General features: G+C 63.2%; 7 protein-coding genes. 1 reads left to right on the top strand and 6 read right to left on the bottom strand.

Features of this window, described 5'->3' with window-relative positions; all coding sequences use genetic code 11:
* Positions 1-5: 5 nt before the first annotated feature.
* The 3 genes from J1N02_RS07175 to gcvH form a co-directional block, all read right to left on the bottom strand.
* Positions 6-1382, bottom strand: coding sequence for an L-serine ammonia-lyase (locus J1N02_RS07175; protein WP_065947880.1), 1377 nt, complete (start codon positions 1380-1382; stop codon positions 6-8).
* Positions 1383-1559: 177 nt separating this feature from the next.
* The gene (gene gcvP, locus J1N02_RS07170) at positions 1560-4400 is read right to left on the bottom strand and encodes an aminomethyl-transferring glycine dehydrogenase (RefSeq protein ID WP_421147244.1); all 2841 of its coding nucleotides are present in this window, start codon (positions 4398-4400) and stop codon (positions 1560-1562) included.
* A gap of 10 nt (positions 4401-4410) precedes the next feature.
* Positions 4411-4794: a glycine cleavage system protein GcvH gene (gene gcvH, locus J1N02_RS07165; RefSeq protein WP_027605554.1), complete on the bottom strand. Its 384-nt coding sequence runs from the start codon at positions 4792-4794 to the stop codon at positions 4411-4413.
* A gap of 347 nt (positions 4795-5141) precedes the next feature.
* On the opposite strand from gcvH, the gene J1N02_RS07160 reads away from it, so the two are divergent.
* Entirely contained in the window at positions 5142-9809 is a 4668-nt protein-coding gene (locus J1N02_RS07160; RefSeq protein WP_421147243.1) for a hypothetical protein, read from the top strand.
* A gap of 8 nt (positions 9810-9817) precedes the next feature.
* On the opposite strand, the gene J1N02_RS07155 is transcribed toward J1N02_RS07160, so the two are convergent.
* The 3 genes from J1N02_RS07155 to arcC form a co-directional block, all read right to left on the bottom strand.
* Complete coding sequence (locus J1N02_RS07155) at positions 9818-11326, bottom strand: sigma-54-dependent transcriptional regulator (RefSeq protein WP_027605556.1); 1509 nt, start codon at positions 11324-11326, stop codon at positions 9818-9820.
* Between the two features lie 119 nt (positions 11327-11445).
* On the bottom strand, positions 11446-11808 hold the full coding sequence (locus J1N02_RS07150; protein WP_027605557.1) for a DUF5064 family protein: 363 nt from the start codon (positions 11806-11808) through the stop codon (positions 11446-11448).
* Positions 11809-11826: 18 nt separating this feature from the next.
* Complete coding sequence (gene arcC, locus J1N02_RS07145) at positions 11827-12756, bottom strand: carbamate kinase (RefSeq protein ID WP_065925908.1); 930 nt, start codon at positions 12754-12756, stop codon at positions 11827-11829.
* Positions 12757-12759: the final 3 nt, after the last annotated feature.

The following is a 12759-nucleotide window of genomic DNA, read 5'->3' as shown; positions in this document are numbered from 1 at the left end:
AGGCGTCAGCACTCGATAATGTTGACCGCTAAACCGCCACGGGCGGTTTCCTTGTATTTGCTTTTCATGTCGGCGCCGGTCTGGCGCATGGTGCGGATGACCTTGTCCAGCGAGACGAAGTGTTGCCCGTCGCCACGCAAGGCCATGCGCACCGCATTGATGGCCTTCACCGAGCCCATGGCATTGCGCTCGATGCAGGGCACCTGCACCAGGCCGCCAATCGGGTCGCAGGTCAGGCCGAGGTTGTGTTCCATGCCGATCTCGGCGGCGTTTTCCACCTGGGAAACCGTACCGCCCAATACTTCGCACAACGCGCCAGCGGCCATGGAACAGGCCACGCCGACTTCACCCTGGCAACCGACTTCGGCACCGGAGATGGAGGCGTTTTCCTTGTAGAGAATGCCGATGGCGGCGGCGGTGAGCAGGAAGCGCACCACGCCGTCTTCATTCGCGCCAGGGATAAAGCGCATGTAGTAATGCAGCACCGCCGGCACAATCCCGGCCGCGCCGTTGGTGGGCGCCGTGACCACGCGCCCGCCGTTGGCGTTTTCTTCGTTGACGGCCAGGGCGTACAGGTTGACCCAGTCCAGCACCGACAGCGGGTCGCGCAGGGCCGACTCCGGGTTCTTGCACAACTGGCGATGCAAGGCGGCGGCACGACGCTTGACCTTCAGGCCGCCGGGCAAGATGCCTTCGTTGCGACAGCCGGCTGCCACGCAGTCCTGCATCACCTGCCAGATCTTCAACAGGCCGGCACGGGTTTCCGCTTCCGGGCGCCAGGCGCTTTCATTGGTCAGCATCACCTGGCTGATGGACAGACCGTAGGTGGTGCAATGGCCGAGCAAGTCCTTGGCATGCTTGAACGGGAACGTCAGTGGGGTGGCGTCTTCGACGATCCGGTCGGCGCCGGCGGCGTCTTCATCCACCACAAAACCGCCGCCCACCGAGTAGTACTCGCGGCTGCGGATCTGGATGCCCGCCGCATCAAAGGCACGAAAAATCATGCCGTTGGGGTGGTAGGCCAGGGGTTTGCGAATCATCGCCAGGTGTTCTTTCTCGTTGAACGCAATGCTGTGTTCGCCGAGCAGGTTCAAGCGGCCATCGCCGCGCATCTGCGCCAGGCGTGCGGCCACGGTTTCGGTGTTCACGGTGTCCGGGTGTTCGCCTTCCAGGCCGAGCAGCACGGCCTTGTCGCTGCCGTGGCCTTTGCCGGTGGCGCCGAGGGAGCCATAGAGTTCCACCTTGATGCCGGTGGTGGCGCTCAGCAGATTGTCACGCTTGAGGCCTTCGACGAATCGAGCGGCCGCGCGCATGGGGCCGACGGTGTGGGAACTGGAGGGGCCGATGCCAATCTTGAACAGGTCGAACACGCTTAAGGACATGAGTTGTTCTCCGGTTTCTTGTTATGTATTGGGTGTACTCGGTCAATGTGGGAGGGGCGGTGCGACGATTCGACTTGCCCCCGATAGCGGTGGGTCAGTAGAAAGTTCTGGTGACTGACACACCGCTATCGGGGGCAAGCCCCCTCCCACATTTTTGACCGCGCTCAGCCAGTCGGGTTATGCGTAGCTCTCGATCGACGGGCACGCACACACCAGGTTGCGATCACCAAACACATTGTCGACCCGGCCAACCGGTGGCCAGTACTTGCCTTCGATCAACGAAGCGACCGGGTACACCGCTTGTTCACGGCTGTATGGGTGGCTCCATTCGCCAACCAGTTCCGCCGCGGTATGCGGTGCGTTTTTCAGCGGGTTGTCGTCCTTGTCCAGGGTGCCGTTTTCCACCGCGCGGATTTCTTCGCGGATGGCGATCATCGCGTCGCAGAAGCGGTCCAGTTCTTCCTTGGATTCGCTTTCGGTCGGCTCGATCATCAGCGTGCCGGCCACCGGGAACGACATGGTCGGGGCGTGGAAGCCAAAGTCGATCAGGCGCTTGGCCACGTCATCCACGCTGATGCCGCTGCTGTCCTTCAGCGGGCGCAGGTCGAGGATGCATTCGTGCGCCACCAGGCCATTGCTGCCGGTGTACAGCACGGGGTAGTGCTCTTCGAGGCGACGGGAAATGTAGTTGGCATTCAGTATCGCCAACTGCGACGCGCGCTTGAGGCCTGCGCCGCCCATCATGCTGATGTACATCCAGGTGATCGGCAGGATGCTTGCACTGCCGAACGGTGCCGCACACACCGCGCCTTCCTTGCGCGCCATGGCCGCGTGGCCGGGCAGGAAGGGCGTGAGGTGGGACTTGACGCCAATCGGGCCAACGCCCGGGCCGCCACCGCCATGGGGGATGCAGAAAGTCTTGTGCAAATTCAGGTGGGACACATCGCCGCCGAACTTGCCCGGCGCGCACAGGCCAACCATCGCGTTCATGTTGGCGCCGTCGATGTACACCTGGCCGCCGTTGTCGTGGATGATCCCGCAGATTTCGCGGATACCTTCCTCGAACACGCCGTGGGTGGACGGGTAGGTAATCATCAGCGCGGCGAGGTGCTCACGGTGCTCGATGGCCTTGGCGCGCAGGTCTTCGATGTCGACGTTGCCACGGGCGTCGCAGGCGGTAACCACCACACGCATGCCGGCCATGTTGGCGGTGGCCGGGTTGGTGCCGTGGGCCGACGATGGGATCAGGCAGATGTCACGACGTGCTTCGCCACGGCTCTGGTGATAGGCACGGATGGCCAACAGGCCGGCGTACTCGCCCTGGGAACCGGCGTTCGGCTGCAGGGAGATCGCGTCATACCCGGTGGCCGCGCAGAGCATGGCTTCCAGGTCGGAGGTCAGTTGCAGGTAGCCGGCGCTTTGCTCGGCCGGGGCGAACGGGTGCAGGGCACCGAACTCGGCCCAGGTCACCGGGATCATTTCACTGGCGGCGTTGAGCTTCATGGTGCACGAGCCCAGCGGGATCATGGTGCGGTCCAGGGCCAGGTCCTTGTCCGCCAGCTTGCGCAGGTAGCGCATCAGCTCGGTTTCCGAGTGATAACGGTTGAACACCGGATGGCTGAGGATCGGCGACTGGCGCAGCAATGCGTCGGGCAGGCGGCTGTCCACCGTGGCGTTGACGTCCGGCAGGGCTTTGCCATTGGCAAAGATTGCCCACAGGGTTTCGATATCGCCCTGGGTGGTGGTTTCGTCGACCGACAGCCCAACCCGCTCGGCGTCCACCACGCGCAGGTTGATGCGCTGGGCGCGGGCCTTGTCGTGCAGCGCAGCGGTGTCGGCGCCGGTGTGCAGGGTCAGGGTGTCGAAGAAGTGTGCCTGCTCGACCTTGAGGCCCAGGGCGGTCAAGCCCTTTGCGAGCATCGCGGTCAGCTGGTGAATGCGCTTGGCGATCTGGGTCAGGCCCTGGGGCCCGTGGTACACGGCATACATGCTGGCGATGTTGGCGAGCAGCACTTGCGCGGTGCAGATGTTGCTGGTGGCTTTCTCGCGGCGGATATGTTGCTCGCGGGTCTGCATGGCCAGGCGCAGGGCCGGCTTGCCAAAGCGGTCTACCGACACACCGACCAGGCGCCCCGGCATGTCGCGCTTGAACGCATCCTTGGTGGAGAAGTACGCCGCGTGCGGGCCACCGAAGCCCAGCGGCACGCCGAAGCGTTGCGCGCTGCCGATTGCCACATCGGCGCCGAACTCACCCGGCGGGGCCAGCAGGGTCAGGGCCAACAGATCGGCAGCCACGGCCACCAGGGCGTTGGCGGCATGGAAACGCTCGGTCAGCGCGCGGTAGTCGAACACGTCACCGTTGCTGGCCGGGTATTGCAGCAGGGCGCCGAAGAACCGGTTGACATCGGTCAGTTCGCGCTCATCGCCGACCACCACGTCGATGCCCAGCGGCTCGGCACGGGTGCGCAGTACGTCGAGGGTTTGCGGGTGGCTGTGGACCGAGGCGAAGAAGGCGTTGCTGCCCTTGTTCTTGCTCAGGCGCTTGCAGAAGGTCATGGCCTCGGCGGCGGCGGTGGCTTCATCGAGCAGCGAGGCGTTGGCGATCGGCAGGCCGGTGAGGTCGCTGATCAGGGTCTGGAAGTTCAGCAGCGCTTCCAGGCGGCCTTGGGAAATCTCTGGCTGATAAGGTGTGTAGGCGGTGTACCAGGCCGGGTTTTCCAGAAGGTTGCGCAGGATCGGCGACGGCGTATGGCAGTTGTAGTAGCCCTGGCCGATGTAGGTCTTGAACAGTTGGTTCTGGCTGGCGATGGCCTTGATCCTGGCCAGGGCCTCGGCTTCGCCCAGGCCGTCTTCTAGGCCGAGCACGCTGGTGCCCTTGATGCTCTCCGGGATCACGCTGGCGCTCAGGGCTTCCAGGGAATCGAAGCCCAGGCTGGCGAGCATCTGCTGCTCATCTTCCTGGCGCGGGCCGATGTGGCGGGCGATGAACTCATTGGCGGTGCTGAGATTGATGGTCATGGCGCGCTCCTCAGGCTTCGGCGTTGGCTTTGATCAGACGGTCGTACGCGTCCTGATCCAACAGTTTAGCGACTGCCCCGGCATCGGCCGGTTTAAAGCGGAAGAACCAGCCTTCGCCCAGCGGGTCTTCGTTGACCAGTTCCGGGCTGCCATCGAGCTTGGCGTTCACTTCCAGCACTTCACCGTCCAACGGCATGTACACGCCGCTGGCGGCCTTGACCGATTCAACCGTGGACGCTTCTGCGCCCTTGTCATAGGCCTGCAACTCCGGCAGTTGCACGAACACCACATCACCGAGCGCGTTCTGCGCGAAAGCGGTGATACCCACGGTGACGCTGCCGTCAGCTTCGGCGCGCAGCCATTCGTGATCTTCAGTGAAACGCAACTCGCTCATGGAAACTCCTCAGGGCCAGAATCGTCTGGTGGGCGGGATTGGAATAATGGGGAGTTGCTTAGCAATATCGCGGCCAATGTGATTAATCCTTTATTAATCAATGGCTTGATAAAAACGGTTATAACGATAGCGCCTTTGTGTGTAGCGATTTCGCTACACTCCGGCCGTCGAAAAAAAGCCTATGTGGATCAAAGCCTTGCATGGCGCGCAAAAAACAAGGTTGTAGCGATATCGTTCCACTGTAGCGCTTTCAGTACGCATGGACGTCGTTTTTCGCGATTTATCTACCGTCCGGGAGGCCGGCCGGCGTTTTACCGTTCGCGCACTTCGTCATCAGGATGCGCCCCATGAGTGCTTCAAAGGTTATTCCCCCAGAGATTTCCCAGGCGCGGACGTCTCGCGACTATTTATCCAAGGTCTTCGCCCGGCGCCCGGGCCTGACCCAAGTGGCCCGCGCAATGATCCAGGAATGGATCGGGCAGTGGTTTGCCGGTTCCGGCCTGCAGGCCGGTAACAGCTGGATCGGTGTGATCCAGCCAACCTCGACCGGCCGCCGCCACATGCCGCTTATGACCTTGAGCGACGCACTGATCCAGCGCTGCATGAAGGGTGACGCGCTGAACTACACGCCAGGCCATCATGTGCTGTTGGTGCAGTCTGCACCGCAGGTGTTCGAACCGGCGAGCGGCGCCATCACCGTGGACGATATCGAGTGGATGCTCAACACCCTGGCGCCCGATGTGCTGGCGGGTTTTGCCGAGCGCTTGGTGCAATACTGGAACGCGCGCGTGTCGGACGGTTCGGCCGACAGCCGTTGGCACGCGGTCAGCAGCCAGTTACGTGCATGCCTGCTCACGGCGCGGCAGAACCCGCCATTGACGCCGGAGCAGGCGCGATTGCTGCTGGGGCTGGGCGATGAGCAGGCACAGCAGCTTTGGGGGCATCGGGCGGATCGAGAGGCCTTGGGTGGCGCCGATGCGCTGCATATCTATCAAGTCTATGCGGCCCAGGCCGGGACAACGGGCGAATGGCTGCCGCTGTTGGTCTTGCAGCGTCGGGTCGTGGGGCAACAGGTCACCCTCGTCTATATCCCGGCGATGAACCTGGTGCAGCTCGAGTCCCTGGACGCCTTGGGTGACCTGCTGCCGCGCTATATGGGCCGTTACCGGCCAGGGGCGCCGCTGCAATGGGTACTGCGCGAGCCCGAGGGCGATGTGTTCGATGCGTTGGCCCAGGCCTTGCTCGAACGCCAACTTCGCGATGTGCGGCGGGTTGACTGGTCGGCATTGCCCGACATCGGCAGCTATGAACAGCTGTTCACCACGCTCACCTCGCCACTGGCCTGGTTCGACCCGGACGCTCTCGAACAGCCCCATGAAGAACAGCTGCCGCTCTGGTTGCAGCGGGCCAGCAGCGCGGATCGCCTGGCTTACGGGCAGTGGCTGGAGCGCCTGGCGCAGCTGCAGCGCAGTACCGGCGGTGCAACGTTCCTCGATGGCCTTGAGCCGATCGATGTGTATGCGCGCAAGGCGCTGCAACGGCAAATGCGCCTGGATCATCCAGCGCAGGCTCCCATCAACCCGGACGACTGCCTCCTGACCTTCGAGCGCACCCAGGGCGGCACGGTTGGCTGGACGCAACGGACCACCCGGACCTTGACCCAGTGGTCGCTGGAAAACCCCTTCGCCACCGCCTATGCCAGTGTGCACATCAGCCACCAGGTCACGCCAGGTAACGTACCGCGCTGGGTCACGCCGGCCTATCTCAAGGGGCTGATCGAACGGGTGGACGTGGGCAAGCACTATCCGCCATTGCTGGAGCACGCACTGATCACCGACCCGACGCAGTCTGCACGGCGGCGTCGCTTGTTTGTCGATCAGATGGCGCTGCAACTGCCGATGCGCGCCCTTGAAAACAGCCTGCGCCAACGCAACGGCTTTACCCGCTCCGGCGCTCGGGTGGTGCACGCGTTGCTGCGGGAAGATCTGCTCCAGCGTGGGGTCGACGGTGAGGTGATCGTCGCCAGGCCCCTGGCATTCCTGGCCCATGCAGGCGGGCTGGCTCATCAAGCGCACAACCTGTTTGTCATCGGTCCCCGCGACAACAGCACGTTGCCGCATATTCTCTATCGGCCGGATCAAACCGACGCGATGCTGCAACAATTCCCCAGTCGCCAGGCGTTGCTCGACGCGATCGCAACGGTGGGCAGCGATCTTCAACCCGTGGTGCTGCAGCGTTTACCGCAGGACAGCCGTGCCCTGTTTGCCAACGGCGGTTTTCTGCGTCCCCATGTCCAGCGTGTGCTGCAGGGCGATGAGTTCGACGTGCTGCCCGCATCGAGCCCGGCGTTGCTGAGTGACGAACCGGTGCGTGGCGAGTTCCTTGAGAGCGTCTTCGATGAAAACGCCCGAGACCTGTGGCAGCGCGCTGTCAAGCAGTCGGTTTCCAACGAGGCGCTGCGTTGGACCCTGTTCAAGAATGATCTGTGGCAAGTGTTCAATGCGCTTTTGCCGATGGTCAGGGGCCCGGTGGCGGTGGCGGGCTGGTTGTCCCAGACCTTCAGGACATTCCAGGCGGTGCTGGCGCTGCCGGCCGAGACGAGCCGCGAAGATTCCGCCAATGCCTTCGCCGAGCTGATCGGCAGCGTGGCCGGCCTGCTGATGAGCCCGGTGGTCACGCTGGATCAACGACTGCGCTTGAGTTCGGGCGCTGCCCAGGCACATGACTTGATCCCGGCCAGCCACACGCGCCACTCGGCGTCGACGTTTGCCTGGCAGCGTTCATTCGCCGACGTCACGGCAATGGATTTTTCCTGGGCCAACTCAAGATCCAGGCTTACGACCCGGCAGCGTGTCCAGCTCGAGACTTTCCAATGGTCACCCAGGCAGGGCGAGCGCTGGCCCGACTCGCCGACACTGGCCTCGGCGGCCAGCCCGGTGCGTGGTCGGGTGCTGGTCCAGCGCGACGGCAGCGCGGCCCGTCACGAGCAGTACACCTTGATAGACAGCAAAGTCTATGGCGTGAGGGCGGTCAGGGATGGCTGGCGGGTCGTCGATCTGCGGCAACCCCAGCGTCTCGGCCCGTGGCTGGACAAGGATGCCCATGGGGTGTGGAAAGTCGACCTGGGCCTGCGCCTGGTTGGCGGGCAGCCAAAGAGCACGGTGGCCCAGCGGCGTGCCCACATCGAGCGGCAAAAGCTTGAGCTTGAGCACGAATACAGCGCGGCAAGCCGCGAATTACAGAGCCTCGAGCGTGTCGTGACCGCGGCCGAAGACCTGTGTGAGAAGGCGCACCTGACCTCCGAGGCGGCCTTTACCGAGCAGCACCGGCGCGATGCCAGGGCGCGTTACCTGCGCGAGTTGGAAAAAAAGGCCGATGCGCAACAGAAAAAACTCAATGTGCTGATGCGCAGAAACGCCAACAAGCCCCTGGACGGCTTTGAACGGGAACAGTGCCTGCAGTTGGAAGATATCGTGCTGAACATGCGCCGGCAGATGTTCGTGCTGACCTTCAGTCGCCGCGAGGAGCAGTTTTCCGCAGCGCATCTCGCGCAACTGTCGGAGCGAGTGGCGGGGGAGGACGCGACCGCAGTCCAGGCGGTGATTGGGACCTTGACCGAAGAGAGCCGCAGGATCGGCGAGTTTCACGACAAGATGGTCAACCTGAGCTTCTGGGAGCGGGTCAATTACGAGCGGTTGCTCAGCATTCCTGCCTACAAGTCCTACATCGGTGAGTTGCAACCGTCCTCATACGGGCTGCCATTGGACTGGCGGACCGTGCAGTTGCAGGTGCTCAAGGAGCAGCTGTGGCGCCGGCTGCCCCTGCCTGAAGAACAGGATGATTACAGTCGGATCGACGCGGCCATGGATGAGGCGATCCAGTCGGCCCAGTCCCAGAAAACCATCGATGAGCCAGGCGTGCTGAGTGTGCAACAGCGCATCGACGGCACCCGGGCGGTGCTGCACGAATACGCGAAAACCCTGGCGCTCCTGGATGAATACCGTGCCGCCGCGCCGGAATTGATCCATGGGGATGCCGAGGTGCCGGTGCAAGCCACGATCCTCAGCCTGGAACAGGAGTCGAGAATCGCCCTGGCAAAGCTGCTGCGTGAGCACGAGCGCAACCCTCAGCCTGGCCGGGTACGGCCCCTTGAAGCTGATCAACGGCTGATCCGCGATTCGAAAAAGCGCTATCAATTGGGGCGGGTTCGCGCCCGCACGCCGGATGCGACCGAAGACATCGTTGATGTCATCAACCCGATTGACCAGGCCGTGGTGGTCAGCCTGCATCAGCAGCCGGGTTCGGATACGTTCGAAGCGATCACCGAGGCTGGCGCGGTGATGCCGCGGCCGACGCGTTCCCTGGAAAAACTCAAGGCCGACGCGCGCCGCTTGTTGGCCAGGGCACCGCTGGTGCTGCAGCAGGCCCGCGATGAAGCGCGCAGTGCCACGCTGCCGGCCAGCGTCGAAGCCCGGTTGACGCGGCAGTCCGAGGGCATCAAGGCGGTTGCCGAAAAGATCCGCAAGGCGCTGCCGTCAACGCCGGATACCGCGGCCCAGGCGCTGCTCGATGAACTGGAACAGGCCGCCAGCGACTCTCTGGAGCAGGGGCGAGGGTTGCGCATCGAGATGATCAAGCGCTTGCCGCCCGATGAGGATGGGATTGCCTGGCTCCAGGCCCAGGACCAGGTGCAGATACTGCGCATCGAGGGGCGTATTGCGCTCAAGCGGGTGGATGATTTCCTGCAGGAGTATGTGGTCAAGGACAGGCAGGGCAAGGTCCTGGCTTATGCGCACTTTCATTACTCGTCGCCCACGGACCCCGATTTACCCTACAACGCCGGCCATCTGAAAAGGCCGGAGCAGCGCTTCATGAGTTTTCGCAGCCTGCTCGACAAAACCGACAACGAGGCCATCGCGATCTACTATTCGCGCATCAGCCCGCCCATGGCCACGCAACTGTTTTTCAGCGCCACCGGCGTTATCAAGCATCGTGGCCGGCGTGCGTTCTGGTGAGGCAGGCGCTAGGGTTTTGCGGGAATGCCGTACTTGCGCAAGCGGTGGGCGATGGCGGTGTGTGAGGTTTGCAGGCGGCTGGCCAACTGCCGGGTCGAGGGGTAACTGACGTAGAGTTTCTCCAGCAGGCTGCGCTCGAAGTCCTCGACGGCCTGTTCCAGGCTATCGACTTCGCCGTCGTTCTGGCGGGCCACGGAGGTGCCGGCTATGTCGAGGTCACCGATGTCCACCAGGCTGCTTTCGCAGATGGCGGCGGCGCGGAAGATCACGTTCTGCAACTGGCGCACATTGCCCGGCCAGCGGTTGCCCAACAGCGCCGGATAGGTGCCGGGCGCCAGGCGGCACACCGGGCGCTGGATCTGCGCACAGGCCTGCTGCATGAAGTAGCGGGCCAGCAACAGGATGTCCTGGCCGCGTTCGCGCAGGGGCGGCACTTCGACGTTGAGCACGTTGAGGCGGTAGAACAGGTCTTCGCGGAAGGTGCCTTCGCTGACCATTTTTTCCAGGTCGCGGTGGGTGGCGCTGAGGATGCGCACATTGACCTTCACCTCGCGGTCGCCGCCGACCCGGCGGAAGCTGCCGTCGTTGAGAAAACGCAGCAGCTTGGCTTGCAAATAGGGCGACATTTCGCCGATTTCATCGAGAAACACCGTGCCCTGGTTGGCCAGCTCCATCAGCCCCGGCTTGCCGCCGCGTTGGGCACCGGTAAAGGCGCCGGGGGCGTAACCGAACAATTCACTCTCGGCGAGATTCTCCGGCAACGCCGCGCAGTTCAGCGCCAAAAACGGCGCACTGTGACGTGCGCTGATGGCGTGGCAGGCCCGCGCCACCAACTCCTTGCCGGTGCCGGTTTCGCCCTGGATCAACAGCGGCGCATCGAGTGCGGCAACCCGTTGTGCGCGTGCCTTGAGGGTGCGGATCACCGGGGATTCGCCCAGCAGCGCATCAAAGCCTTCGGCATGATCGTGGTGCAGCGCCGACAGTTGTTCGCCGATGCGGTTGGGTTGGTACAGGGTGAGCAGGGCGCCGGCATCGGTGATCGGCGTGGCGTCGAGCAAAAACGTCTGGCCGTTGACGCTGATTTCACGCAAGGGCAGGCGAAAGCCGTTTTCCAGCAAGGTGTCCAGCAAGGCCGGATCATTGAACAGCTCGGCGATACTTTCCCCGGCCGGTTCGCGACCGTACAGCGCGATCAGCGCCGGGTTGGCCAGCAGGATCTTGCCCGCACTGTCCAGGGCCAGCACCGGGTCGGTCATGGCTGCCAGCAGGGCATCGAGTTGCAGGTGGCGGCGTTGGCCGGGGAGAATGTCCACCACCGTCACCGCTTGTACGCCGCGCACGCTGAACAGCGCGTCACGCAGCTCTTCGAGCACGTCGGCGCTGAGGGTCGGCGCATCGATATAGACGTTGGGCGGCACCATTTCCACCGCATCCAGGTTGAGATTGCGCCCACCGAGCAAGGCCAGGACTTCCTGGGTAATGCCGACGCGGTCGATGAAGCTGACGTGGATACGCATGGGGCGAATGTTGGTTCTGGCGTACTGAGGGTGGCCAGTATGCCTGACAGGTGATGGAGATCAAAAATGTGGGAGCGGGCTTGCTCCCACATATGAGGGTTGGAGTCGGGGGCGTCGGGTTATTCCAGGTGTTCAGGCTTGATCGGGTCCCCGGATTTCACATCCAGTTGATGCCGCACATCCTCGAACATCAGGTCGTACTGTTTGTGCATCGAGCCATTCAACACCGCAATCTTCGGCATCCCATACTTCTGCGCGATGTTCATCGCATGCCGGGCAAAGTCGAATGCCTGGTCCTTGGGCAAGAAGAACTCTTCCTTGAGGTCCTTGCCCTGCACCGAGCCGTGCAGCTTGAACAGCATGCCCTTGCCTTCCTTTGGATCCTGGCTGACTTCGTAGTCGATACACAGGTTGTAGCTGTAGTCGTCCTTGTTCAGCGCGTGACGTTCGACGTGCAGGTGACCGGGTTCAAAGGTGGCCATAGGCGTATCTCCTCTACTTCACAGATAGGTGATGCCAGGTGTCGCCGTGCTGATGCGTGTGCCGGCGCTGCCCTGGACGATGGCTTCGATGTCCGAGAGTGAACCGATCACCGCGGTTTTGCCAGTCTGGCGGGCGAACTCGCAGGCGGCTTGCACCTTGGGCCCCATGGAACCGGCGGCGAAGCCGAGTTTTTCCATGTCGTCGGGGTGGGCCTGGCCGATGGCTTTCTGGGTCGGCTTGCCGAAGTCGATAAAAGCGGCGTTGACGTCGGTGGCGATCACCAGCAAATCGGCGTCCAGTTGCGTGGCCAGCAACGAGGAGCACAGGTCCTTGTCGATCACGGCTTCGATGCCCTTGAGCTTACCGTCTTCACCGTACAGGGTCGGGATACCGCCACCACCGGCGCAGATCACGATGGCGCTTTTTTCCAGCAGCCACTTGATCGGGCGAATCTCGAAGATGCGTTTGGGCCGTGGGCTGGCCACGACGCGGCGATACTTATCGCCATCCGGGGCGATGGCCCAGCCTTTCTCGGCGGCGAGTTTTTCCGCTTCGGCCTTGGAGTACACCGGGCCGATGGGCTTGGTCGGGTTCTGGAAGGCCGGGTCCTTGGCGTCCACTTCCACCTGGGTGAGCAGGGTGGCGAACGGCACTTCGAAGTCCAGCAGGTTGCCCAGTTCCTGTTCGATGATGTAGCCGATCATGCCTTCGGTCTCGGCACCGAGCACGTCCAGCGGGTACGGCGAAACGCTGGTGTAGGCCGCCGCCTGCAACGACAGCAGGCCGACCTGCGGGCCATTGCCGTGGGCGATGACCAGTTCGTTGCCGGCATGGATCTTGGCGATCTGTTCGGTGGCAATGCGGATATTGGCGCGTTGGTTGTCTGCGGTCATGGGTTCACCACGGCGCAGGAGGGCGTTGCCGCCCAGGGCTACGACGATGCGCATAAT

Source organism: Pseudomonas sp. NFX5 (assembly GCF_049132125.1).
In the GTDB taxonomy this organism is placed as follows: Bacteria; Pseudomonadota; Gammaproteobacteria; order Pseudomonadales; family Pseudomonadaceae; genus Aquipseudomonas; species Aquipseudomonas marginalis.
The sequence above is the reverse complement of the archived record's forward strand: the minus strand, read 5'-3'. Positions and strand labels throughout refer to the sequence as shown.

Excerpts from the sequence above, each read along its gene's own strand:
- J1N02_RS07175 (WP_065947880.1), bottom strand. The coding sequence starts at position 1,382 with ATGTCCTTAAGCGTGTTCGACCTGTTCAAGATTGGCATCGGCCCCTCC.
- gcvP (WP_421147244.1), bottom strand. The coding sequence starts at position 4,400 with ATGACCATCAATCTCAGCACCGCCAATGAGTTCATCGCCCGCCACATC.
- gcvH (WP_027605554.1), bottom strand. The coding sequence starts at position 4,794 with ATGAGCGAGTTGCGTTTCACTGAAGATCACGAATGGCTGCGCGCCGAA.
- J1N02_RS07160 (WP_421147243.1), top strand. The coding sequence starts at position 5,142 with ATGAGTGCTTCAAAGGTTATTCCCCCAGAGATTTCCCAGGCGCGGACG.
- J1N02_RS07155 (WP_027605556.1), bottom strand. The coding sequence starts at position 11,326 with ATGCGTATCCACGTCAGCTTCATCGACCGCGTCGGCATTACCCAGGAA.
- J1N02_RS07150 (WP_027605557.1), bottom strand. The coding sequence starts at position 11,808 with ATGGCCACCTTTGAACCCGGTCACCTGCACGTCGAACGTCACGCGCTG.
- arcC (WP_065925908.1), bottom strand. The coding sequence starts at position 12,756 with ATGCGCATCGTCGTAGCCCTGGGCGGCAACGCCCTCCTGCGCCGTGGT.